At 62.5% G+C, this 23115-nt stretch carries 20 protein-coding genes; 6 read left to right on the forward strand and 14 right to left on the reverse strand.

Features of this window, described 5'->3' with window-relative positions:
• Positions 1 to 13: 13 nt before the first annotated feature.
• The 10 genes from AC5XE7_RS10545 to AC5XE7_RS10590 form a co-directional block, all read right to left on the reverse strand.
• Positions 14 to 805, reverse strand: coding sequence for an ABC transporter permease (locus AC5XE7_RS10545; protein ID WP_183831854.1), 792 nt, complete (start codon positions 803 to 805; stop codon positions 14 to 16).
• A complete protein-coding gene (locus AC5XE7_RS10550) occupies positions 802 to 1689 on the reverse strand; it encodes an ABC transporter permease (protein WP_425291460.1) in 888 nt (295 codons plus the stop codon). The genes AC5XE7_RS10545 and AC5XE7_RS10550 overlap by 4 nt, the downstream gene beginning before the upstream one ends.
• A 166-nt stretch (positions 1690 to 1855) precedes the next feature.
• Positions 1856 to 2908 (reverse strand): ABC transporter substrate-binding protein, encoded by a 1053-nt coding sequence (locus AC5XE7_RS10555; protein ID WP_425291502.1) that lies wholly within the window; start codon positions 2906 to 2908, stop codon positions 1856 to 1858.
• Between the two features lie 271 nt (positions 2909 to 3179).
• Positions 3180 to 4352 (reverse strand): iron-containing alcohol dehydrogenase, encoded by a 1173-nt coding sequence (locus AC5XE7_RS10560; RefSeq protein ID WP_495365983.1) that lies wholly within the window; start codon positions 4350 to 4352, stop codon positions 3180 to 3182.
• Between the two features lie 94 nt (positions 4353 to 4446).
• Positions 4447 to 5835 (reverse strand): aldehyde dehydrogenase family protein, encoded by a 1389-nt coding sequence (locus AC5XE7_RS10565; protein WP_495365984.1) that lies wholly within the window; start codon positions 5833 to 5835, stop codon positions 4447 to 4449.
• 115 nt (positions 5836 to 5950) lie between these two features.
• Positions 5951 to 7321, reverse strand: coding sequence for a glutamine synthetase family protein (locus AC5XE7_RS10570; RefSeq protein WP_495365985.1), 1371 nt, complete (start codon positions 7319 to 7321; stop codon positions 5951 to 5953).
• A gap of 94 nt (positions 7322 to 7415) precedes the next feature.
• Positions 7416 to 8486 (reverse strand): TRAP transporter substrate-binding protein, encoded by a 1071-nt coding sequence (locus AC5XE7_RS10575; protein ID WP_183831860.1) that lies wholly within the window; start codon positions 8484 to 8486, stop codon positions 7416 to 7418.
• Between the two features lie 109 nt (positions 8487 to 8595).
• On the reverse strand, positions 8596 to 9924 hold the full coding sequence (locus AC5XE7_RS10580) for a TRAP transporter large permease (RefSeq protein ID WP_183831861.1): 1329 nt from the start codon (positions 9922 to 9924) through the stop codon (positions 8596 to 8598).
• The gene (locus AC5XE7_RS10585) at positions 9921 to 10433 is read right to left on the reverse strand and encodes a TRAP transporter small permease subunit (protein ID WP_495365986.1); all 513 of its coding nucleotides are present in this window, start codon (positions 10431 to 10433) and stop codon (positions 9921 to 9923) included. The genes AC5XE7_RS10580 and AC5XE7_RS10585 overlap by 4 nt, the downstream gene beginning before the upstream one ends.
• Positions 10426 to 11214, reverse strand: a complete 789-nt coding sequence (locus AC5XE7_RS10590) for an N-formylglutamate amidohydrolase (protein WP_287945846.1) — start codon at positions 11212 to 11214, stop codon at positions 10426 to 10428. Before AC5XE7_RS10590 ends, AC5XE7_RS10585 begins: the two co-directional genes overlap by 8 nt.
• Positions 11215 to 11356: 142 nt before the next feature.
• Between AC5XE7_RS10590 and AC5XE7_RS10595 the strand changes: the two genes are divergently transcribed.
• The 6 genes from AC5XE7_RS10595 to AC5XE7_RS10620 all read left to right on the forward strand — a co-directional run bounded on the left by AC5XE7_RS10595 (position 11357) and on the right by AC5XE7_RS10620 (position 18810).
• Positions 11357 to 12184 carry a MurR/RpiR family transcriptional regulator gene (locus tag AC5XE7_RS10595; protein WP_183831864.1) on the forward strand — a complete coding sequence of 276 codons (828 nt, stop codon included), beginning with the start codon at positions 11357 to 11359 and terminating at the stop codon, positions 12182 to 12184.
• Positions 12185 to 12355: 171 nt separating this feature from the next.
• Positions 12356 to 13498: an efflux RND transporter periplasmic adaptor subunit gene (locus AC5XE7_RS10600; protein ID WP_495365987.1), complete on the forward strand. Its 1143-nt coding sequence runs from the start codon at positions 12356 to 12358 to the stop codon at positions 13496 to 13498.
• 30 nt (positions 13499 to 13528) lie between these two features.
• Positions 13529 to 16657, forward strand: coding sequence for an efflux RND transporter permease subunit (locus AC5XE7_RS10605; RefSeq protein ID WP_495365988.1), 3129 nt, complete (start codon positions 13529 to 13531; stop codon positions 16655 to 16657).
• 108 nt (positions 16658 to 16765) lie between these two features.
• A complete protein-coding gene (locus AC5XE7_RS10610; protein WP_495365989.1) occupies positions 16766 to 17236 on the forward strand; it encodes a MaoC family dehydratase in 471 nt (156 codons plus the stop codon).
• A gap of 76 nt (positions 17237 to 17312) precedes the next feature.
• Positions 17313 to 17984, forward strand: coding sequence for a TetR/AcrR family transcriptional regulator (locus tag AC5XE7_RS10615; protein WP_239799477.1), 672 nt, complete (start codon positions 17313 to 17315; stop codon positions 17982 to 17984).
• Positions 17985 to 18570: 586 nt separating this feature from the next.
• Entirely contained in the window at positions 18571 to 18810 is a 240-nt protein-coding gene (locus AC5XE7_RS10620) for a DUF680 domain-containing protein (RefSeq protein ID WP_495365990.1), read from the forward strand.
• Positions 18811 to 18937: 127 nt separating this feature from the next.
• Here the strand turns inward: AC5XE7_RS10620 and AC5XE7_RS10625 are convergent, their stop codons facing one another.
• From AC5XE7_RS10625 to AC5XE7_RS10640, 4 genes are all read right to left on the reverse strand, one after another.
• On the reverse strand, positions 18938 to 19165 hold the full coding sequence (locus tag AC5XE7_RS10625; protein WP_183831870.1) for a hypothetical protein: 228 nt from the start codon (positions 19163 to 19165) through the stop codon (positions 18938 to 18940).
• Positions 19166 to 19250: 85 nt separating this feature from the next.
• Complete coding sequence (locus AC5XE7_RS10630; RefSeq protein WP_495365991.1) at positions 19251 to 19829, reverse strand: sarcosine oxidase subunit gamma; 579 nt, start codon at positions 19827 to 19829, stop codon at positions 19251 to 19253.
• Complete coding sequence (locus AC5XE7_RS10635; protein WP_495365992.1) at positions 19822 to 22818, reverse strand: sarcosine oxidase subunit alpha; 2997 nt, start codon at positions 22816 to 22818, stop codon at positions 19822 to 19824. The genes AC5XE7_RS10630 and AC5XE7_RS10635 overlap by 8 nt, the downstream gene beginning before the upstream one ends.
• Position 22819: 1 nt before the next feature.
• Positions 22820 to 23110, reverse strand: a complete 291-nt coding sequence (locus AC5XE7_RS10640) for a sarcosine oxidase subunit delta (RefSeq protein WP_287943329.1) — start codon at positions 23108 to 23110, stop codon at positions 22820 to 22822.
• Positions 23111 to 23115 lie beyond the last annotated feature (5 nt).

The raw sequence follows: 23115 nt of genomic DNA on the forward strand, positions 1-23115 counted from the left end.
GCGGTCTCCGTTCTCAGTGCTGAACGCCCGGCGCCTTGGGCGCGAACTTCGAGACGAACTGGATCAGGGCCATGCAGCCCCAGGTTATGGCAAAGGCGATCACGGCAAGTGCCGCCGGCTCATAGGCGCGGTTGGCGCCGAGCAACTGCATGTACGGGCCGAAGGATGGCCGGTTGAGCAGCGCCGCCATGACGAACTCGCCGATGACGATGGCGAAGGTGATGAAGGCGCCCGACAGCACCGCCACCGCCACATTCGGCAGGATGACCCGCGCAAGGATCGTGATCCATCCGGCACCAAGGCTCTGCGCGGCCTCCGTCAGCGTGGCGACGTCGATGGCGCGCAGGCCGGTATCCACCGCCCGGTACATGTAAGGCAGCGAAAGGATCACATAGCCGAACATCAGGAGCAGATTGGTGCCCATGGCCGAGCCGGTCAGCGGCAGCCATGACGAGGTGTTGTAGAGGCGGATATAGCCGAACACGATGACGATCGGCGGAATGATCAGCGGCAAAAGCGTGACGAATTCCAGAACCGGACGCCAGCGCGGCAGCTTCAGCCGAACCCAGTATGCGGTTGGCACCACAAGCAGCACGCCGAAGGCGATGGTGGCGAGCGCCATCAGCACGGAATAGGTGAAGGTCTGCTGGAAGCGCGGATCGGCCAGCACCGTCCAGTAGGCATCGAGCGTGTAGGCGCCGCGACGCATCTTGAGCGAGAATTCGGCCGTGCTGACCAGCGGGAAAATGAAATAAAGCGCGCCAATGCCGAAGAACAGCCAGGACCAGATGCGGTTGATCTTCATTTCATCCACCTCTCGCTGCGGGCGCGAAGCCAGATATAGATGAAGTTCGCGATGCCGGTGATGACGATCATGCCGAAGGCGAGCGCATAGCCGAGATGCGGGTCCTGCAAGACATCGCCGCGGATCTGCGCGAACAGCAGGATCGGCACGATGGATAGCGAGCTGCCGGTCAGCGCATAGGCGGTTGCGACCGCGCCGAAGGCATTGGCGAACAGCAGCGCGAAGGTGCCGAGCAGGCTGGGCCACAGGATCGGCAGCGCTACCATGCGCCAGTACTGGAAGGGCGATGCCCCCAGAATGGAGGCAGCCTCGCGCCATTCGCGGCGCATGCCGTCCAGCGCCGGCGTCATGATCAGTATGGTGAGCGGGATCTGGAAGAACAGATAGGTCAGCGTCAGCCCGCCGAAGGACAGGATGTTGAAGCCCATTCCGTAAATATTGATGCCGAACCAGTCGCGCAGGATGAGCGTGACGAGGCCGAGCCGCCCGAAGGTGGCGAGAAAGGCGAAGGCCAGCGGAATGCCGGCGAAATTGGAGGCGACGCCCGAGAAGGTGAGCATCGGCGAGCGCAACCATGCGGGCAGCCCGCCCAGCACCATTGCCCATGCCATGAGGAAGCCGACAAGGCAGCCGAGCAGCGCGGAAGCCACGCTGATGCGGATCGAAATCCAGTAGGCCGCCATGATCGACGGCTGAAACAGGTTGACGATGTTGTCGAGCGTGAATTCGCCCGCCGCATTGCGGAAGGAGCCGACGATGATCTGCATGGTCGGCAAAACGAGAAACAGAAGCGCGAACAGCAGAAACGGCATCACGCCAAGCCACGCAAACGACATGCGCGGGCGTGTTACCGCAGAAGCCGGCGCGGCGATTGATTGGCTCATGCGCGACACATGCCTTCTTCCCGCGATCACCGCGCACTTTAACAGCCACGCTCTGGCGATCTTACCCCTCTGTACAGGCAATGGGCGAAACCGGTCCGGCTTCGCACAATGCCCGGTCGCTCCGGCGCGGTTCCCTGCGGAGCCGCGCCGGATTGTTCAGGCCGCCTTACTGGACGTTGGCGCCGACGACGCTGTCCCAGCCGCCGGTGACGGCGTTCTTGTTGGCATCCTGTTCCTCAAGCGTCGGGAACACGGCCTTGGTGTAGGCCTCCGCCGGCGGCAGCTTGTCGAGGATTTCCTGCGGCACCTTGCCCTCGGAAACCAGCTGGTTGAAACGGGCCGGGTGGCAGTAGCCCTTCAGGAAGCCGATCTGGCCCTCGTCGGAATAGATGTATTCCAGCCACAGCTTGGCGGCGTTCGGATGCGGCGCATGGGCGCTGATAGCCTGCGCGTAAACGCCGGCGAGAACACCGCTCTTCGGCACCACGACCTCAACCGGCGGGTTGCCGTTCAGCGTGTCGCGGTCGGCAAGGGCGTTGTAGTCCCAGCGCACGATGATCGGCGTGGTGCCCTGCGCAAGCGACGAGGCCTTGCCGATGACCGGCACGAAATTGCCCTTCTCGTTGAGCTGCTTGAAGAAGTCGAGACCGGCTTCCGAAGCCTTGGAGGCGTCGCCGCCGGCAGCCGAAAGACCCGCAGCATAGACCGACAGGATCGCCTGGTTCGCCGCGCGCGGATCACCCGCCAGCGCAACGGAATTGGCATATTCGGGCTTCAGCAGATCGGCCCAGTCCTGCGGCACTTCCTTGACGATGTCGGTGTTCACCTCGAAGGCGAGAACGCCATAATACCCGCCGTACCAGTGGCCTTCCGGATCCTTGACCTCGATGCCGTCAAAGGTCGAAACCTTGTAAGGCAGGAGGAGGCCTTCCTTGGTGGAGGACGGGCCGAAGGCGAGGCCGACGTCGATCACGTCAGGGGCCTGCGGACCGGTGTTGCCCTTGTTGGCGCGGATCGCCTCGATCTCGTCGGCCGAGCCGGCGTCCGGGTTCAGTTCATTGATGGTGATTTCCGGATACTTGGCCTTGAAACCGGCCAGAATGCCTTCCCATCCGCACCAGTCGTGCGGAAGGGCGATGGTGGTCAGCATGCCTTCCTTCTTGGCCGCCTCGACGATTTCATCCAGCGACTGGGCGGACGAAATGGCCGACGTGACCATCAGAGCGGTTGCCGTTACGGACAGTACCTTCCCCGCAAACTTGAACATCTCGTTATCTCCATTGAGCTGACGCCTTGTGACGCCTGCGACGCGGTAGCGAGTTCATGTGACGTTTGGATGAAAGCCAGATGAAACCCGCCCGCCACAAAGTGAAAGGCTAAACTACTTTGACCGATACTAGCAATCGGCCCCTATTATTTTCCGGCTAAATAATACCCTCCTGCTTCCCCTCTGGAGTTTCTGTTGCGGTCCGGGCAGCTTATGCCGCTTCTCAGACGGTTCCGGTGAGAGCGCCCTCAAGCAGTCTGAGCGCACCTTCCTTGGTCAGCTTGAGCGGATTTCCGCCAGCGGTCGGATCGACGATGGCCATTTCCGCGATGAGGTCCTTGCGTGCGGCATCCATATCGAGGTCTTTGATCAGGCCGGGCAGCGTATGCGGAACTTTCAGTTCCTCGCGCAGCTTCAGAATGGCGGCGGCAAAGCCGTCAAACCCGCCCTCGATGCCGCAATAGGCGGCGAGCCTCTCGATGCGTTCCTCGATCGCCTCGCGGTTGAAGGCCAGTACATAGGGCATGAACACGGCATTGGTCATGCCGTGGTGGGTGTCATAAAGCGCGCCGATCGGGTGCGACAGCGAGTGGATGGCGCCAAGCCCCTTCTGGAACGCAGTGGCGCCCATGGCCGCCGCCGACATCATGTTGGCGCGGGCGATCAGGTCCGAGCCGTCATGGAACGCCTTCGGCAGGTTTTCCAGAACCAGACGAACGCCTTCCACGGCAATGCCGTCGGCCATGGGGTGATAGCCCGGTGCGCAATAGGCTTCGAGGCAGTGCGCCAGCGCATCCATTCCGGTGCCGGCGGTGATGAAGGGCGGCATGCCGGCGGTCAGCTCCGGATCGGCAATCACGATGGCCGGCATCATCTTCGGGTGGAAGATGACCTTCTTGGTGTGCGAGGCCTCATGCGTGATGACACCCGCGCGGCCAACCTCCGAGCCGGTTCCGGCCGTGGTCGGCACCGCCACGATCGGCACGATCTTGTCCGCGTCGGCGCGCGTCCACCAGTCGCCGATGTCCTCGAAGTCCCACACCGGGCGGCTCTGTCCGGCCTGGAAGGCGATCAGCTTGCCAAGGTCCAGCGCCGAGCCCCCGCCGAAGGCGATGACGCCGTCATGGCCGCCCTTGTTGAAGACCTCAATGCCGGCCGTCAGATTGGACTCGACCGGATTCGGCTTGACGTCGGAGAATACGCCGTAGGGCACTTTGGCGACATCGAGAATGGCCAGGGTCGAGGCAACGACGGGCAGCTTCGCCAGGCCCGGATCAGTGACGAAGAGCGGGTTCCTGATGCCGGTGGAAGCAAGCGCTGCTGGCAACTCGTTGATGCGGCCGACTCCGAAGAAAACGGTGGTCGGATAATTCCATTTGGAGACGGGATTGGTCATGTAGATGATCTTTCGATGGGGAAGCCAGATTGGGAGCCGATGTCCGTCATTCCGTGAAACGCGGCGAAGCCTGTATCCGGAACGGAGGCGAACATCAGATCTTTTCCTTCAGATGGTAGCTCTTCGGGCGTGTCAGGTTGTCGTAGCCGATGGCCGACAATGCCGCGCCCTTGCCGGTGTCCTTCACGCCGGTCCATACCAGCGCCGGATCGAGATAGTCGCAGCGGTTCATGAAGACGGTGCCGGTTTCGACCCGGTCGCCGATCGAGATCGCGTGCTCGGTATCGCTGGTCCAGATCGATGCGGTGAGACCATACGGGCTGTCGTTCATCAGCGCGATGGCCTCTTCGTCATTGCGCACCTTCATGATGCCGACGATGGGGCCAAAGCTCTCTTCACGCATGACGCTCATCTGGTGATCGACATTGGTGAGCACTTCCGGCCCGATATAGGGCGAACCGGCGACGTCGCCATCGACCTTCATGTTGATATGCGCAACCGCGCCCTTGCGCAGGGCTTCCGCCTTCTGCTCACGGATCAGGTCGGCAAAGCGCGCATGCGCCATCGGCCCGAGCGTCGTGGATTGCTCCAGCGGATTGCCGACCACATAGTTCTTCGTCTCGGCAATGAAGCCTTCCACGAACTGGTCATAGACCTTCTCGTGCACATAGACGCGCTCGATGCCGCAGCAGCACTGCCCCGAATTGAAGAAGGCGCCGTCGACCAGGCTGGCGACCGCATTTTCTATGCCTGCATCCGGCAGCACATAGGCGGGATCCTTGCCGCCGAGCTCGAGGCCGAGCGTCATGAAGGTGCCGGCGGCTGCCTTTTCGATGGCACGCCCTCCCCCCACCGATCCGGTGAAGTTGACATGGTCGATCTTGCCGGAGCCGAGCAGCTTCTCGGTCTGTCCATGGTTGAGCACGACGTTCTGGAACACGCCCTTCGGCAGACCGGCCATCTCGAAGGCTTTGGCGAAGCGCTCGCCCACCAGCAGCGTCTGCGCAGCATGCTTGAGGATCACCGTCGAGCCGGCCATCAGTGCCGGAACGATGGTGTTGACCGCCGTGAGGTATGGATAATTCCACGGCGCGATGACCATCACCACGCCCAGCGGCTCCTTCTTCACATAACGGCGGAAACCGTCCTTCGGATTGGCTGCGACGACCGGCTTCAGCGCTTGTTCGGCAATTTCGATCATGTAGGAAGCGCGCTCGCGCACGCCGCCGAATTCGCCGCCATAGCGAACCGGACGGCCCATCTGCCACGCGATTTCCGGCACGACCTCGTCGGCCATGGAGAAAAGCGCTTCCAGCATGGCGAGCATGTATTTGCCGCGCTCGGCGACTGATACCTGCGCCCAGCAGGGCTGGGCAGCGCGGGCGCGCTCGACGGCAGCGTTGAGCGCCTGATCGGTCGCGACCGGTCGTTCGGCGTAGACCGAACCGTCGATCGGGGAGATGAGCTTGACCGTTTCGGTCATGGTTGTCGTCCTTCGTCAGTTGTCCGGGCGGACACGCCGCCCCATTTCCTGCAATTCCGGCTGCTCCGGAGGGAGCCGCTGTCCTGCAGCCGCTCCCTCCGGAATCTTGCTGTGCTCAGTAGCGCTCGAAACCGCGATGCAGTTCCCAGTCGGTAATGCGCCGGTCATACTCCATCTGCTCCCAGCGGGCCGTATGGACATAATGATCCACCACATCGTCGCCGAAAGCCTGCCTCAGCAGCTTCGACTTGTTCAGGGTCTCGGTCGCGTCGCGCAATGTCTTGGGAATTTCGGGAAGTCTGGAGGCCTGATAGGCGTCGCCGACGAACGGCTTCTGCAGTTCCAGCTTCTCGTCGAGACCGGCAAGGCCGGCGGCGATGAGCGCAGCGAATGCCAGATAGGGATTGAGGTCCGCGCCGCCGATCCGGCATTCCATGCGGATCGCCTTGCTGCCCTCGCCGCACAGGCGGAAGCCGGCGGTGCGGTTGTCTTCCGACCACATGATCTTGGTCGGCGCGAAGGTGCCGGCCTGAAAACGCTTGTAGGAGTTGATGTAGGGCGCGAGGAAATAGGTATATTCGCGTGCGTATTTGATCTGGCCGGCCGACCACTGGCGGCCAAGCTCCGACAGGGTCCACGGTGCGTTCTTGTCGAAGAACAGCGGCGTCTTGCCGTCGGCGCTCCACACCGAATTGTGGATGTGGCTGGAATTGCCGGCAAGATCGTAATTGTACTTGGCCATGAAGGTCACGGCCTTGCCTTCCTGATGGGCGATCTCCTTGGCCCCGTTCTTCATGAAGACATGGCGGTCGGCCATTTCGAGCGCTTCGGCATAGCGGCCGTTGATTTCCTCCTGCCCCGGCCCCCATTCGCCCTTGGAACACTCGATCGGGATGCCCGCCGCGTTCAGCTCATTGCGCAGACGCCGCATATATCCCTCTTCCTTGGAGGTGATATCGATCAGATAGTCACCGATGTAAGGAGAGGCCGTGTCGAGCTTCTGCCAGTACTTGTCACGGGCAGTCGCATAGGTTTCCGAAAACAGGAAGAATTCCAGCTCGGAGGCGAAATAGGCGATGTAGCCGCGCTCCTCCAGCCTCTTGAGCTGGCGGCGCAGAATGCCACGCGGCGAATGCGGCAGATCCTCACGGGTATGGTGATCCTGCGCGTCGCAGATCACCAGCGCCGTCTTTTCCAGCCATGGCACGGGGCGGATGGTCGACAGGTCGGGCTTCATGACGAAGTCGCCATAGCCCTTCGACCAGCTTGCCGCCTTGTAGCCGGGCACCGGCTCCATATCGATGTCGTCTGCCATCAGATAGTTGCAGCCATGCGTCTCTTCATAGGCGGAATCGACGAAGAACTGCGCCACGAAGCGCTTGCCGATGAGACGACCCTGCATGTCGACCGATGCCGTCAGAACGGTATCGATTTCGCCCGAGGCGACTGCGCTCTTCAATTGATCGAACGAAAGTTTTCCGGCCATTCTCTTCTCCGCCGCCCCTGCGGCTGCATGATTGCGAATTCAGTTCAAAATCTGGAAAGAGGTCCGGCCACCGGAGCGGCCGGACCGAAATACATCAGCCGTAGCGATAAGGCGCGCCGGCCTTGCGCATGGTGTCCTGATACTTCTTCAGGATTTCCACGACCTTGGCGTTGCGCTCGCTCTTGGCGGCGATTTCGTCCCAGAACTCCATCGCCATGTCCTCGACGCCCTTCCACTCCTCTTCGGGAATGGTGGTGAGTTCGAGCTTGCCGCCAGTGGTGCGGTAGTGCGCCTCGCCCCACCAGTACCAGTGCTGGCGATAATAGTGCGAGGAATCCATCGCCAGATTGAACAGCGTCTTGAGATGATCGGGCACCGCGTTCCATTTGTCGGTGTTGGCGAAGAACGAGCCAGACCATGCGCCCGAGATGTTGTTGGTGAGATAGTATTTGGTGACGTCGGCCCAGCCCACCGTGTAGGTTTCGGTGGCGCCGCACCATGCGATACCGTCGATCTCGCCTGTCTGGAGCGCGACTTCGATATCTTCCCACGGCAGGGTAACCGGCACCACGCCAAGGCGCGAGATGAACTGGCCGCCGGTCGGGAAGGTGTAGACGCGCAGGCCCTTCAGGTCCGCCACCGAGCGGATCGGCTTGGTGGTGGCGAAGTTGCACGGATCCCATGCGCCGGCGCTGAGCCAGGTCACGCCGGGGACCTCGCCATAGGCTTCTTCCCAGATCTCCTTCAGGCCATACCAGTTCCACAGCACCGGAACGTCGAGGCTGTAGCGCGAGGCGAAGGGGAAGTAAGCGCCAAACACGGCGACATCCACGGGCGACGCCATGGAATCATCGTCGCTCTGGGCGGCGTCGATGGTCCCGGTCTGCACGGCGCGGAACAGTTCGCCCTGCGGCACGAGCTGGTCGGCGGTGTACATCTCGATCACCATCTCGCCATTGGCCGCCTTGTTGAAGGCATCGATGGCCGGCTTGCAGACGTGATCGGCAAGCGCCGGGCCGGCATAGGTCTGGAGGCGCCACTTGATCGGCGCCTGCGCCTTCACATAGGGGGTGGCAAGTGCCGTGGCGCCCACGGCGCCAGCCCCTGTCAGAACGGATTTGCGCAGGAAATCGCGCTTGCTGATGGTCTTCTTGCTGTCGGTCATGAATTGCTCCCTCTGTTATGTCGAACCGTCAACGCTTCACTCACTCGGGCGGGCCGGCATGTTTCGCCCCGCCCCACGCCTTCCGGAAACAAGGCGCATATGGCTCATCTCAGCGCTTGCCCATGTAGGTCTCAGGCAGCCACATCGCGATGTCCGGGAAGATCATGATGATGATCATCGTCAACACCATCATGAAGAAGAACGGAATGATCGACTTGTAGATGTCGACAATGGTGATTTCCGGCGGCGCCATGGCCCGCATCAGGAACAGATTGTAGCCGAAGGGCGGCACGATATAGGCGATCTGACAGGTGATCGTATAAAGAATGCCGAACCAGATCAGATCGAACCCGAGCGCCTTGACCAGAGGAATGTAGAGCGGCGCGACGATGACCAGCATCGCGGTGTCGTCGAGGAACATGCCAAGGATGATGAAGGAAAACAGCATCATCGACAGCACGCCCCACGGGCTCAGCTCCCAGGTGTGGAGCAGCAGGTTCTCGATCGCCTTGATGGCTCCCAGACCGTCGTAGACGGCACTGAAGCAAAGCGCGCCGAGGATGATCCACAGGAACATCGCCGAGACCGACAGCGTGTTGCGCGTCGTCTCCTCCATCACGCTCTTCGTCAGGCGCCCGGTGAACAGCGCGGCCAGCAGCGCCAGAAGCGCACCGACCATCGAGGTTTCAACCAGGCTGGTGGTGCCGGTCAGGAACAGGCCCATGATCGTGGCGAACAGGCCGAAAGGCAGCAGGCCCGCGCGCAGCAGCACCAGCTTCTCGCGCATGGTGATCTGGCTGAGTTCTTCCTTCGACAGCGCCGGCCCCATCTCGGGCTGCAGGCGGCAGCGTATATAGATGTAGGCGGTGAAGATGATCGCCATCAGGATGAACGGCCCGATGCCGGCAAGCCACAGTTGCAGAACCGGCTGGCGCGCGATCATCGCATAGAGAATGAGCACCACCGAAGGCGGCCCCATGATGCCGAGCGACGAGCCGCCCTGAATGACGCCCGTGATCATCGTCTTGTCGTAGCCGCGGCGCAGCAGTTCCGGCAGCGCCACCGTCGCTCCGATGGCCATGCCCGCCACCGACAGGCCGTTGACCATCGAAATGATGATCATCAGGCCCATGGTGCCGATAGCAAGACCGCCGCGCACCGACCCGAACCAGACATGGAACATCCGGTAGAGATTGGTGGCGATGCCGGATTCCGACAGCATGTAGCCCATGAAGACGAAGAACGGCACGGTGATCAGCGGATACCAGTTGAGCACCTGAAAGGCGGCGTTGAACGGCATTTCCGCCGCGCCATCGCCCCACAGCCACAGCGCAGCACCGGCGCCCACCGCGCCGATGACGCCGAACACGCGCTGCCCTGTCGCCATGAGCAGCAGCATGGACGCGAACATGAAAAGGGTGATCAGTTCCGAACTCATGTCAGCGGCTTCCCACGCGCTTCAGCCACGTTCTTGAAGAAAGTGGATATGGATTGCAGCAGCATCAGGAAGATGCCGAATGTCATGACCGTCTTGATCGGCCACAGAGGCGGCGCCCATGCCGTGTAGTTCTTCTGGCCGTAGGTGATCGCATATTCCGTGGACGACACGCCCGCACGGAACAGCACCGCCAGATAGAAGATGACGAAGAGAATGGTAAAGGCATCGGTCATCGCACGGCGGCGCGGCGACATCATGCCGTAGAACAGGTCCATGCGCACATGCGCATCGATCTGCAGGGAATAGGCTCCGCCCAGCAGATAATATGCCGACAGCATGAACTGCGACATCTCCATGACCCAGTTGACCGGGTAGCCGAAGACGACGCGCATGACCGTCGAGTAGAGCAGTATCGCGCCCATCGGAAAGATCAGATACATCGCGAAACGACCGACCCCGTAGCCGATCGCATCGACCCAGCGAACGTAGAGCCTGATGGGTTCAGGCATTGACGCCTCCCTTGTCTCCCTCAGTGTTGCCGCCGACATGGATGTTGGCGAGCAGCGAGCCGAGCAGTTCCGCCCATTTGCGCTGGCCGGCCGCGTCGGCGATCTCGTCATTGCGGATTTCGATCATCGCGCAGGCAAGCCCACGCGCGCGGGCGTGATGCTCCAGCGTGAAATAAACCAGATCAGCGGGTGAATAGGGCTCATTCGCCCCCACCCTGATGCCCGCCACGGAATTCAGCGCGCGCAGCAATGGCGCTGAAATGCGCTCGTCCTCATCATGGATGATTCCGATGTGCCAGGGCCGCTTTTCTCCGAAATAGACCGGCGTGTAGGAATGGACGGATACCAGCCGCGTCTCGCGTCCCGCGGCCAGCCGCTCCTCGATGGTGGCGGCGATCGTGTTGTGAAACGGCCTCCACGCAAGATCGACGCGCGCCTGCCTTTGATCGGGAGTCAGGCCGGCATTGCCGGGTATGGTCGTGGTTTCGCTGGTTGCCGGGATCAGATTATGCGCATCGAGCGGGCGGTTGCAGTCGATCACCAGACGCGACATGCAGGTTTCGATCAGCGTGGCATCGAGCGCATTCGCCATCAGGGTCGCGACCGCCAAAGCGCCGGGGTCCCAGGCTATATGACGCTGAAAATCATCCTGCGACAGGCCAAGCGTTCCGATTTCGGCCGGCATGTAGTTGGATGCATGGTCGCAGGTGAACACATAAGGGCTTTGCCCTCCCGGATTCGTAACCCTGACAGCCTGCTCTGATGAACGCTCGTTCCCCATAGCTCTCCGTTCCCCAGGCGACGTATCATATGTTACTTATTGTTTTTCATTTCGCCTTGACGGATGATTTCATACACATTGCTCAGCTTTGTCAAATCCGTTTTATCGGGCTCTGGCCCAATCGCTTCCAAATGGGGATATCATGAACTCCAGCATCGCCGAGCTTATCACGGAGCGCATCGATGACATGCCGGCCGGCGAACGGCGGGCAGCACAGACGCTGATCGCCAACTATCCGCTGCTGGGTCTGAAGACGGTGGCCGACTTCTCGCAGCAGGCCGGAGTGTCGTCCCCCACCATCCTGCGCTTCGTCGCCCGGCTGGGGTTTCACAACTACGCCGAGTTTCAGGCCACGCTTCAGGACGAGCTTGCCGCGCAGCTGCAATCGCCCGCCTCGCGCACCTATGCGCCGAGCAGCCGCGGCAAGGGTGCCGTCTCGCCGATGCTGGAGGCAACCCTCGACAATCTGCGGGAGACCTTCCGCCATATTTCCGACCGCCAGCTTGAGGACATCGCCGCCTGCCTGGCCGAAAAGCGCGGGCATCTGTTTTTGATTGGCGGCCGCTTTACCGATCCGCTGGCCCGTTACACGGCTGCCCATCTGGCCATCATCCGCCCGAACGTCTTTCATCTGGCGGGGCAGGAAAGCATGTGGCGCGACCGGCTCATCGACATGGGCAAGCAGGATATCGTGCTGATCTTCGATATACGCCGCTATCAGGACAGCTTGCTGCGTTTCGCCGAAAAAGCGCATCAGCGCGGCGTCGCCATCGTGCTCGTCACCGACCAGTGGCTGTCGCCCATATCGCGCTTCGCCAAATATGTGGTGGCAGGCCGCACCGCCATGCCTTCGGCGTGGGATTCCTCGGCTTCGCTTTTCGTCATAGCGGAATCGCTGATCGACGCCGTCACAAGACGCCTCGAAACGGAGGGTGCACGACGTATCCGCGAGATGGAAGGGCTGCGCTGAAACGCATCTTCTGCAAGGGGTTGAGCAACCTTACGCAGATTTAATGTGCTTTGACACCGGAGAATTGTCATAAAGGTTGGGTACCGGGCACGATGTGCATTTCGTGGTACCCTGCGCTTGAATTCCACGCTCGGAATGCGGCGCGCAGTTTGGCAGACGACCGGAGTTTCGATGGCAGCCTGGAAGCAGATCCTGTTCTCAATAGCGATTCTCGCTGCAATCGCAGTTGGGGGCTACATGTTCATGCCTGCCTCGACCGACACTCTGGCGCGTCTCGGCATCGGCACGGCAGAAAACCCTGCCACCCGCACCAGCTCCATCGCGACCGGCGAACAGGGTGAAGGCCCGCGCAGCGTTTCGGTCGTCGCGGCCACGGCCACCACCGCGACAATCAACGACAGGCTCAACGCCATCGGCACCGGCCGCGCCAAAGCCACGGTGGCCGTGACACCCTATGGCTCCGGCCGCCTGACTGAACTTCTGGTCGTCTCGGGCTCGCGCGTGGAAGCCGGGCAGGTCATTGCCAGACTGGATTCCGCCACCGAGGAAATCGCCGTCGAGCGCGCGAAAGTCGTTCACGAGGATGCCGTTGCCAAGGTTGCGCGCATCCGTCAGCTCCGGTCGTCAAACGCCGCCACGCAGGTTCAGCTCACGGATGCAGAACTTGCGCTGCGCAACGCCGAACTGAGCCTGCACGACGCTGAAGTGGCGCTGGATCGCCGCTCCGTCACGTCGCCCATTTCCGGCGTCGTCGGCATTCTGCCGATCGAGGCAGGCAACTATGTCACCAGCCAGACGTCGATCGCCACCATCGACGACCGCTCCTCGATTCTTGTCGATTTTCACGTCCCTGAACGTTTCGCATCGATGATTGAGATCGGCGCTCCGATCAGGGCGACGCCGCTTGCCAATCCCGACCGGGAATATGCGGGCACGGTCAGCGCCATCGACAATCGCATCGACGAGAAAAGCCGCACGCTCTGGGTGCAGGCAACGATCGCCAATCCCTCGGATTTTTTGCGCGCCGGCATGTCGTTCCAGATCAACATGTCGTTCCCCGGCGAATCCTATCCGGCAGTCAGCCCGCTTGCCGTGCAGTGGGGCTCGGAAGGCGCATTCATCTGGACCGTGGATGACGGCAAGGCAAAGCGCGTGCCTGTGCGCATCGTTCAGCGCAACACCGAAAATGTGCTGATCGACGCACCGATCGCTGCAGGCACTGTCGTCGTCATCGAAGGCGTGCAGAGCGTGCGTGACGGCGGCGGCGTGCGCATCGCCGGCGACGCGGCCCGAAGCGTGGATGCGGACGGCTGAAGGCCGCCCCGGAAATAACGAGACCATGCCATGAATGACGAGATCAAGAGTGGCCAGAAAGGCCTGACGGCGCTTTTCATCCGCCGCCCGGTTCTGGCCTTCGTGCTCAACGTGCTGATTGCAGTGGCCGGCGTTGCCGCCTTCTACGGCGTCGAGGTTCGAGAGTTGCCGGACGTCGATCGCGCCGTCATTTCCGTGAACACCAACTTCACCGGCGCGGCGGCCGAAACGGTCGACCGCGAGATGACCGACGTCATCGAAAGCGCGGTTGCCCGCGTCTCCGGCGTGAAGTCCATCTCGTCGCGCTCGTCCTATGGGTCGAGCCGCGTCACCATCGAGTTCAATGACGGCGTCGATCTCAACGTCGCCGCCTCCGACGTGCGCGACGCCGTCTCCCGCGTCACCAACCAGTTGCCCGACGAGGCCGACGCGCCGCGCATCGTGAAGGCCGACGCCAATGCCGAGGCGGTCATGCGTCTGGCCGTCACCTCCGACACGATGACCGTCGAGGACATGACCGTCATCGTCGAGGACCAGATCGAGGACACGCTGGCCGCCGTGCCTGGCGTGGCCGACGTCCAGATCAACGGCGATCGCGAGAAGATCTTCCGCATCGACGTCAACCAGGCAAGACTTGCCAGCCTTGGCTTCACCGTGGCGGACCTGCGCGCGGCTCTGGCGTCCGTCGCCTTCGACAAGCCGGCAGGATCGATCTCCACCTCCGACCAGAATCTGGTCGTGCGCACCAGCGCCGAAGTGAACACGCCCGAGGCTTTCGAGCAGATCTACATCGACGGCAACACCCGCATCGGCGATGTGGCGACCGTGACGCTCGGCCCCGACATCGGCCAGAGCATGCTGCGCTCGGACGGCAAGACCGGCATCGGCATCGGCATCGTGCGCGCCGCCGAATCCAACACGCTTGAAATTTCCAATGGCGTGAGGTCCGCGGTCGAAAACATCCAGCAGAACCTGCCGGAAGGCATGACCATCAAGATCACCTCGGATGATGCCGTCTTCGTCAACGGCGCCGTTCACGAGGTCGAGATCGCGCTGGCGCTGGCGGTGTCGATCGTGCTCATCGTTATCTACGCCTTCCTGCTCGACTGGCGCGCCACCCTCATTCCGGGCCTGTCCATGCCGGTGGCCATGATCGGGACCATCGCCGCCATCTATCTGGCCGGCTTCTCCATCAACATCCTCACCTTGCTGGCGCTGGTTCTCGCCACCGGCCTCGTCGTCGACGACGCCATCGTGGTGCTGGAAAACATCGTGCGCCGGCGCAATCAGGGCCTCGGCCCCCGCGCTGCCGCCGTGCTTGGCACGCAGGAAGTGTTCTTCGCCGTGGTGGCGACCACGGCAACCCTCATCGCCGTCTTCGTGCCGATCTCCTTCATGCCGGGCCAGACCGGCGGCCTGTTCCGCGAATTCGGCTTCGTGCTGGCGATCTCCGTCCTGCTCTCGGGCGTGGTGGCACTGACGCTGTGCCCGATGCTGGCGTCGCGCATGCTGACTTCGGCGTCATTGCACCACGAGGGCGGAACCGGCATCGGCGGCCGCATCGGCGCGAAGCTCGGCGGCCTCTACAAGCGCTGTCTGAACGCCTGCCTCAACGCCCCATGGCTGGTGGTGCTGGTGGCGGTTCTGTTTGCCGGCCTCGCGGTCATCCTGTTCGGAACGATCCGTCAGGAACTGACGCCGAGCGAGGACCGTTCCATGGTGCTGCTGCGGGTCAGCGCCCCTCAGGGCGTCAGCCTCGACTATACGGCCGCGCAGATGCGCACCATCGAACAACTGATCGAGCCCATGCGCATGACGGGCGAGATCGAAAGCACGTTCCAGTATGCCGGCAACAGCGGCAACTACAACAGCGGCTTTATGGTGATCACGCTCGCGCCCTGGGACAAGCGCAGCCGCAGCCAGCAGGAAATCTGGTCGCAGATCAATGCCCTGACGCGCCAGATGCCGGCCATACGCGTCTTCCCCATCCAGCCCAACAGCCTCGGCATCCGCGGCGCGGGCAACGGCCTGCAGTTCGCCCTCGTCGGCAATGACCGCGCCACGCTCAGCGCCATAGCCGACAACATCATCGCCACCATGGAGCAGGATCCGCGCTTCGAGAAGCCGCGCCTGTCCATCGACCCGTCGCAGCCGCAGCTGTCGGTCGCCATTGACCGCGAGCGGGCATCCGACCTCGGCATCGACATCAACGGACTGGCCAATACGCTGCAGGCCATGCTCGACGGCAACGAGATCGGCGACGTCTTCATCGGCGACCGCGCGTTCGGCGTCAAACTCGTCTCGACCACCAATCCGGTCAACGATCCGACCGATCTCGAGAACCTGTTCCTCAGGACGGGCGACGGCCGCTTCGTGCCGATGTCGACCATCGCCACGCTGACCGAAAAGGCGGTGCCGCCGACCCTGACGCGCGAGCAGCGACAGGCCTCGGTGGCCATCACCACCGATCTGCGCGCCGATTTCGCGCTTGGCGACGCCTATGTCGAAGCGCAGCGCATCGCCGAACCGCTGATACCGGCCGGGGTGCGGATCCTGCCGCTGGCCGAAGCCGCGACGCTGGGCGAAACCAATGCGGGCATGATCACCGTGTTCGGCTTCGCGCTGGTCATCATCCTTCTGGTGCTGGCCGCGCAGTTCGAAAGCTTTATATCGGCCATCATCATCATGGCCACGGTGCCGCTCGGCCTCGCCTGCGCCATCGTCGCGCTGGTGCTCACCGGCACCAGCCTCAACGCTTACAGCCAGATCGGATTGGTGCTGCTGGTCGGCGTCATGGCCAAGAACGGCATCCTCATCGTGGAATTCGCCAACCAGTTGCGTGACCGTGGCGCCAATGTGCGTCAGGCGATCGAAGAGGCGGCCAACGTGCGCCTGCGCCCGGTGCTCATGACCATGATCTGTACCGTGCTGGGCGGCCTGCCGCTGGTGCTGGCCAGCGGCGCCGGCGCCGAGGCGCGCATCGCGCTCGGGTGGGTCATCGTCGGCGGTCTCGGCCTTGCCACCGTCTCCACCCTCTTCCTCACGCCGGTCGCCTATCTGCTGCTCGGCCGCTTCGTCACGCCGAAGGTCGAGGAACAGAACCGCCTGCGCCGCGAGCTGGAAGAAGCCGCCTACACCAATGTAGAGCCCGCGGAATAGCAAACCTTCAGGCGAAGCGAACACCGGAAGGGTGACAGGGCGGACACGGCCCTGTATTGCTCCTGCCCGAACCAAGGTGATATGCGGGCATCAGGAGAAGCGGCAGCCATGCAACCGATCACGCTCGATGAGCTTCTGGCCAGTGTTGGCAAGGAAGTTGGCGTCTCGCCCTGGCGCACCGTGACGCAGACCATGATCGATCAGTTCGCCGACGCGACAGACGATCATCAGTTCATCCATTGCGATCCTGAACGCGCCGCCCGGGAAACTCCCTTCGGCGGCACCATTGCCCATGGCTTCCTGCTTCTTTCGCTGCTCTCGGCCATGACCTTCGAGACATTGCCGCCGCTGGAAAAAGGCAAGATGGGCGTCAATCAGGGCTTCGACGAAGTTCGCTTCATGGCCCCGGTCAAGACCGGATCGCGCATCCGCGCCCGCTTCGTGCTGGCCGACGTAAAGGCCCGCCCGTCCGGCTGGGTGCAGGTGATGCACGACGTGACGGTTGAGATCGAGGGATCGAAGAAGCCCGCCTTCACCGCACGCTGGCTCACGCTCACCTTCGCCGAACCGCAAGCCTGACGCTGCGGCACGGCTTGCCCCCACTCATATCAGGGATATAGTCGCTCCTGTGGAGGACACTCGCAAAACAAAGACCGTGTCGCCCACCGTTCAGGAACGGCGCGAACGACACAGAGAAACGCTTCGATCAGACCTGATCGAGGCGGCGCGCCAGCTTGTGCAGGAAGAAGGCTATGATGGCCTCACCATCCGCAAGCTCGCCAGGCGCGTCGGCTATGCGCCGATGTCCGTCTACTCCTATTTCGCCGACAAGCAGGATATTCTGCTGGCACTGGCGGAAGACCGCTTCGCCATCCTTGCGCGGCGGATCGAAGAAAACACATCCGACGATCCGGTCGAGGCGCTGCGCGCGGTAATGACAGAATACGCAGCCTTCGGCCTCGGCAATCCGAACGAATACCGCATCGTCTTCATGACCGAGAAGACCAGACCTCCCGAGGGCATGACTTTCGAGGAAATGGAAGCCAACAACCCCGCCATGCTGGCGCTTTTGACCCGTGTCGAAGCCTGCATCGCGGCCGGGAAGCTGAAAGGCGATTCTTTCGCCATTGCCACCATGCTGTGGAGCATAGCCCATGGCACCATCTCCCTGATGATCACCTTCCCCTTCCACGAGTTCGGCGATCGCGACGCCTTCCTGAAGCAGATGTGCGATTTCGCGCTCGGTGCTCTTGAGGGTCAGGACATCAAGCCGTTGAGTGACAATCCCGGATCGATGTGCCGGGCGCGGCTCGCTCCCCCCACCTGATCCGTCGGCCTTCAGATCGGCGAAGAAAGCGCAGCTCTTTCGTCTGGTCATGCCGGAGAGCTCGTCAGCCGCGTGGCCCGATCCGGTAAGCGCGTTTGTAGCACCATACCAGCGGCATTCCGACGAAGGCACCCCGCCGCTCCACCGTGCTTCGTCAGACGATGACGTTTCACTGCAAATGCTCTGACGTATCTCGCCCGAAAGTGAGAACTGTTTTGGGCAATATGCGTGAAAACTGGGACTTAAAGCGTCAGGAACGAACCTGAATGATCGCGATACGCTTTAGATATTCTCCCTCCTCTTCTGCCTGACTGTTTCCCGGCTCTGCGTCATCATCCTGAGGCAAAGGGTGTGCAGGCGCTCAGGCCAAGGGCATCAGGTCTCTGCGTTTGAACACCGCCCTGTCCGCGGATTGCATCACGCTGGGCGCAGCGCAGATGGACGCACGGATGATCCTCGGCTGCCTGGCAAAGCTGCAGGAACGTTGTCGCGCGCCAATTTCCGTACATGTACAATTTCTTCTTGATTTACGTTTTTAATAATTATACATGTACGCCATAAAATACACGTACGATCGGAGAAGGAAATGAAAACCGCCCTCATCGCGCTTTCCGCCCTGCTCGCCTTGTCCGGCGTCAGCATGGCAGCTTCCACCACGACACAGGCAAAGGCCACGACCGAGTGCATCGCGGTCAACCCCACCACTGGCAAGAAAGTGAAGATCGACTGCGCCAAAACCGCATCGATCAATAACACCGCCAGCGAAGGCAAGACCTCCGGCCCTCGTCTCGGTATCGGCGTAAACCCGTTCGTGCCTGGTCTCTGAGTACGCACGATACGGAAAGGGCGGCATCCTTCCCCCGGATAGCCGCCCTTTTTTCATGATCTTTTTCCAAGGCGTCGCCGGGAGCCGTTCTGGCCGAAGGTAAAAAGCCCTGCGGAAAAATGTCGCCTTAGCGTCCCGGCTTGCGACCTGTGACCGTCTTGGCCTGCCCGGGTTTCTTGGGCCCTCCGGGAATTGCGGAAGACGTTACCGAAACGGGGTCGCTGGCTGGAAAAGTGTCTTCGAGACCTTCCTCCAGCTCTTCGGTCTGATCCTGCACCTGCCGCTCATGCTCCAGCGACTTCACGGCAGATGTCTTGCTGCGTGTCTTGTTATCGGTTTTCACGTTGCTTGCCATTCCAGTTTCTCCCGGCCAGTTTGTCCCGGACCTGTCCCAAAGCAGGTGACGATACAGAAACTCGGTTCCCCGGCTCCGGGTTCCCTCAGGCTGCTGCGTCGCGCGCGCCTTCCGACAGCAGGCCGAACACATAATCGGAGAAGGACCGCCAGCACTCCACCCGGAATTCCTGTTCGCTCACCCTGTAAAGCAGGATTTCCGTCTTGCCGAATACCGTGCGTGAGCACGCGCCTGCGGCAAACGCCTGTAACGACAGATCCTGCGGGCAGCCGGCGGCAAGTGTTGCCTCCGCGGCTGGCCCGCTCACCCCGAAGGCGACATTGCGGCGCGACACATCGACCGCCGAATGAAGCCCCTTTGCCTTACCGCAATCCGCCAGTATGTCGCCGCCCGCCGTGTCAATGACGAACCATTCGTCCGGCCCCAGCCAGAACGCCGTCCGCGCGGCTTTTGCGGCGGAAGTTTTCGGCTTCTGTGGCAGGGTAACGCCGAGCGCCCGCGACAGCGAAGCCACCGCTTCTTCCGGCACGCGCAGCGACACGCGATTAGCAGGCGGCAGCACCGCGACCCGCACCCCGCTTGCCGATACCTCCTGCCCAGCGAGCGCAGGCCGCCGCTCGGCCGCCGCTTCCGCCTTTACGGTCTTAGCTGCCGCCTTAGCCATTGAGGCGCTCCCCCTTCTCGTCAAAGAACACCATCCCGGTCACCTCCACCTCGATTGTGCGGTCGGGCATCGGCACATAAAGCGTTTCGCCCGTTCGCCTGGCGCCGCCTTCCACCAATGCCAGCGCGATGGAACGGCCACAATTTTCCGACCAGTAGCTGGAGGAAACGTGGCCGATCATCTTCATGGGCACCGCCTGCTCCGGATCGGCGACGATCTGCGCGCCCTCTTCCAGAACCACATCGGGATCGCGCGTCTTCAGGCCAACGAGCTGCCTGCGCCCTTCCGCCACCAGATCCGGCCGCTTCAGCCCGCGTATGCCGACGAAATCAGTCTTCTTCTTGCCCACGGCCCAGTCGAGACCGGCATCGTTCGGCGTCACCGTTCCATCCGTGTCCTGCCCGACGATGATGTAGCCCTTCTCGGCGCGCAGCACATGCATGGTTTCGGTACCGTAGGCGCAGGCGCCATGCTTCTGCCCCTCGGCCCACAGCGCTTCCCAAACGGCTTCGCCATAATCGGCCGGCACGTTCGCCTCGAAGCCGCGCTCGCCGGAGAAGGACATGCGGAACAGCCGCGTCGGCACGCCGCAGATGCGGCCCTCGCGCACCGACATATGCGGCATGGCCGCATCCGAAATGTCGATGCCCTCGACCAGCGGCGCGATGATGTCGCGGCTTTTCGGCCCCTGAACGGCGATCACCGCCCATTGCTCCGAGGTCGAGGTCAGCCACACCTTCAGATGCGGGAACTCGGTCTGGAGATAGTCCTCCATATGGTTCATGACGCGGGCAGCACCACCGGTGGTCGTCGTCACATGGAAGCGGTCGTCTGCCAGCCGCCCGACCACGCCATCGTCATAGATGAAGCCGTCCTCGCGCAGCATCACGCCGTAGCGGCAGCGGCCCACTTCCAGCTTCTGCCAAGGATTGGTGTACATGAGTTCCATGAAAGCCGCCGCATCCGGCCCCACAACCTCGATCTTGCCCAGCGTCGAGGCGTCGAACAGGCCGGCGCTCTTGCGCACGGTCACGCATTCGCGGTTGACGGCCGCCTGCATATCCTCGCCGGCGCGCGGAAAATACCATGCGCGCTTCCACTGGCCGACATCCTCGAACACCGCGCCATGACGTTCGGCCCAGCCATGCATGGCGGTGCGGCGCGTCGGATCGAACAGTTTTCCGCGTGCGTGGCCGACAATGGCGCCGAACGTCACCGGCGTGTAGGGCGCGCGGAACGTGGTCAGGCCAACCTCAGGGATCGTCCGGCCGAGTTCCTCGGCGGCGATGGCCAGACCGTGCATGTTGGAGGTCTTGCCCTGATCGGTCGCCATGCCGTTGGTGGTAAAACGCTTGACATGCTCGATCGACTGCATGCCTTCGTGAACCGCCTGGCGGATGTCCTTGGCCGTCACATCGTTCTGGAAATCCACGAACGCCTTGACCGTGGTGCCGGCCTCCGCCCCCGGTCCCGCGCCCAGCATACCGCGCGACCAGTTCTCGCTGGCTTCCACCTTCGGCTTTGCCGGTTTCGCCACCTTGCCACCGGCTTCCTTCGCAGCCTTCAAGCCGGCCGCATAAGCCTCATCGATGGTGGCGGAAAGTCCGTCGGTACCGTTGCAGGCGCCGACCGAGATGCAGTCCTGCGCATAGGTGCCGGGCAGGAAGCGCTTGACCTCGTCGTTGAAGGCGACCTTGCCGCGCGATTGCGAGAACAGATGCACCGACGGCGTCCAGCCGGCCGACATCAGCAGCGCGTCGATGGGAATGGTGCGCTCGCCCCCTCTGCCGCTGCGCGGACGCACCGTCATGGAACTGACGCGCAGCCGCCCACCGACGCGGACCACGCCGCGCCCGCCGTGGATCTCGATGCCGAGCGCGCGCGCCTCGTCCACCAGATCGCCGGTCGGGTTGTCGCGCAGGTCGACGATCGCCGCCACCCCGACCCCGGCCTTCTTCAGGTCGATGGCCGCCGCATAGGCGCTGTCATTGGCGGTATAGACGCCGACATTTTTGCCCACAGCGACGCCGTAATGGTTGAGATAGGTGCGCGCCGCCGATGCCAGCATGATGCCCGGCCGGTCGTTGTCCGCAAACACCATGTGCCGCTCGATGGAACCGGTGGCGAGCACCACGCGCTTCGCCCGCACCTGCCACAGCCGTTCTCGCGGCAGGCTGCCGGACGGATTGGAAAGGTGATCGCTCACCCTCTCGGTGAGCGCGACGAAGTTCTGAAGATAATATCCGAATGCCGTGGTGCGCGTCAGCACCTGCACATTGTCCATCGCAGCCAGCTTCGCCCGCGCCGCCTGCGCCCACTGCCAGCCGTTCTCACCGTCGATGACCGCACCGCTCTCGAAACGCAGGGAACCGCCAAGCTCTGCCTGTTCGTCGCAGATGATGACCCGCAGGCCGGATTCCGCCGCGGCCAGAGCCGCCGCGACTCCTGCCGCGCCGCCGCCCAGAACCAGTACCTCGCAATGGGCAAAGCGCGCGGCGTAATGATCCGGATCGGGCTGGTCCGGCGCAACGCCAAGGCCGGCGGCGGAGCGGATGAACGGCTCATAAAACGATTTCCATGCCGCCTTCGGCCACATGAATGTCTTGTAGTAGAAGCCGGCGGAGAACAGCGGCGAGGCAAGGTCGTTGACCGCACCCACGTCAAAGCCGAGCGAGGGCCAGCGGTTCTGCGAAACAGCGGTCAGTCCGTCATAAAGCTCCTGCACCGTGGCGCGCACGTTTGGCGTCTTGCGCGAAGCATCGCGATGGATGCCGACCAGCGCATTGGGCTCTTCCGCGCCTGCCGAGAGGATGCCGCGCGGCCGGTGATATTTGAACGAGCGGCCGACAAGGTGCACGCCATTAGCAAGCAGCGCCGAGGCCAGCGTATCGCCCGCAACGCCGCTGTAGCTCTTGCCATCGAAGGTAAAGCGGGCGGTTCTGGCCTGCGCAAGGCGGCCTTTGCCCGGAAGTCGGAAGGATTCGGCCATATTATACCCCCGGAAGCTTCTTCGGCTTCGGCTCGCCGGCCTTGTAGGTGACGATAAGACGGTCGCTCACCGAATCACGCACCGCGTTGAAGAAGCGGGCGCAGCCGTGAATGTGACGCCAGCGCTCATAGATGGTGCCGCGCGTGTTGGCGCGAATGAAGAAAAATGCCTCGAAATCCTCGTCGCTGATCGAAGCGATGTCGGAAGGCCGCGCGACATGGGCCTCGCCCGCATGCCGGAACTCGGTCTCCGGGCGTTCTTCCTCGCAATAGGGGCAGCGGATCAAAAGCATGGGCT

Source organism: Aquamicrobium sp. YD-1-mutant5, assembly GCF_059509755.1.

Excerpts from the sequence above, each read along its gene's own strand:
- AC5XE7_RS10620 (WP_495365990.1), top strand. The coding sequence starts at position 18,571 with ATGAAAACCGCCCTCATCGCGCTTTCCGCCCTGCTCGCCTTGTCCGGC.
- AC5XE7_RS10625 (WP_183831870.1), bottom strand. The coding sequence starts at position 19,165 with ATGGCAAGCAACGTGAAAACCGATAACAAGACACGCAGCAAGACATCT.
- AC5XE7_RS10640 (WP_287943329.1), bottom strand. The coding sequence starts at position 23,110 with ATGCTTTTGATCCGCTGCCCCTATTGCGAGGAAGAACGCCCGGAGACC.
- AC5XE7_RS10585 (WP_495365986.1), bottom strand. The coding sequence starts at position 10,433 with ATGCCTGAACCCATCAGGCTCTACGTTCGCTGGGTCGATGCGATCGGC.
- AC5XE7_RS10605 (WP_495365988.1), top strand. The coding sequence starts at position 13,529 with ATGAATGACGAGATCAAGAGTGGCCAGAAAGGCCTGACGGCGCTTTTC.
- AC5XE7_RS10635 (WP_495365992.1), bottom strand. The coding sequence starts at position 22,818 with ATGGCCGAATCCTTCCGACTTCCGGGCAAAGGCCGCCTTGCGCAGGCC.
- AC5XE7_RS10610 (WP_495365989.1), top strand. The coding sequence starts at position 16,766 with ATGCAACCGATCACGCTCGATGAGCTTCTGGCCAGTGTTGGCAAGGAA.
- AC5XE7_RS10550 (WP_425291460.1), bottom strand. The coding sequence starts at position 1,689 with ATGAGCCAATCAATCGCCGCGCCGGCTTCTGCGGTAACACGCCCGCGC.
- AC5XE7_RS10545 (WP_183831854.1), bottom strand. The coding sequence starts at position 805 with ATGAAGATCAACCGCATCTGGTCCTGGCTGTTCTTCGGCATTGGCGCG.
- AC5XE7_RS10595 (WP_183831864.1), top strand. The coding sequence starts at position 11,357 with ATGAACTCCAGCATCGCCGAGCTTATCACGGAGCGCATCGATGACATG.
- AC5XE7_RS10565 (WP_495365984.1), bottom strand. The coding sequence starts at position 5,835 with ATGACCGAAACGGTCAAGCTCATCTCCCCGATCGACGGTTCGGTCTAC.
- AC5XE7_RS10600 (WP_495365987.1), top strand. The coding sequence starts at position 12,356 with ATGGCAGCCTGGAAGCAGATCCTGTTCTCAATAGCGATTCTCGCTGCA.
- AC5XE7_RS10560 (WP_495365983.1), bottom strand. The coding sequence starts at position 4,352 with ATGACCAATCCCGTCTCCAAATGGAATTATCCGACCACCGTTTTCTTC.
- AC5XE7_RS10590 (WP_287945846.1), bottom strand. The coding sequence starts at position 11,214 with ATGGGGAACGAGCGTTCATCAGAGCAGGCTGTCAGGGTTACGAATCCG.
- AC5XE7_RS10580 (WP_183831861.1), bottom strand. The coding sequence starts at position 9,924 with ATGAGTTCGGAACTGATCACCCTTTTCATGTTCGCGTCCATGCTGCTG.
- AC5XE7_RS10630 (WP_495365991.1), bottom strand. The coding sequence starts at position 19,829 with ATGGCTAAGGCGGCAGCTAAGACCGTAAAGGCGGAAGCGGCGGCCGAG.
- AC5XE7_RS10575 (WP_183831860.1), bottom strand. The coding sequence starts at position 8,486 with ATGACCGACAGCAAGAAGACCATCAGCAAGCGCGATTTCCTGCGCAAA.
- AC5XE7_RS10570 (WP_495365985.1), bottom strand. The coding sequence starts at position 7,321 with ATGGCCGGAAAACTTTCGTTCGATCAATTGAAGAGCGCAGTCGCCTCG.
- AC5XE7_RS10555 (WP_425291502.1), bottom strand. The coding sequence starts at position 2,908 with ATGGTCACGTCGGCCATTTCGTCCGCCCAGTCGCTGGATGAAATCGTC.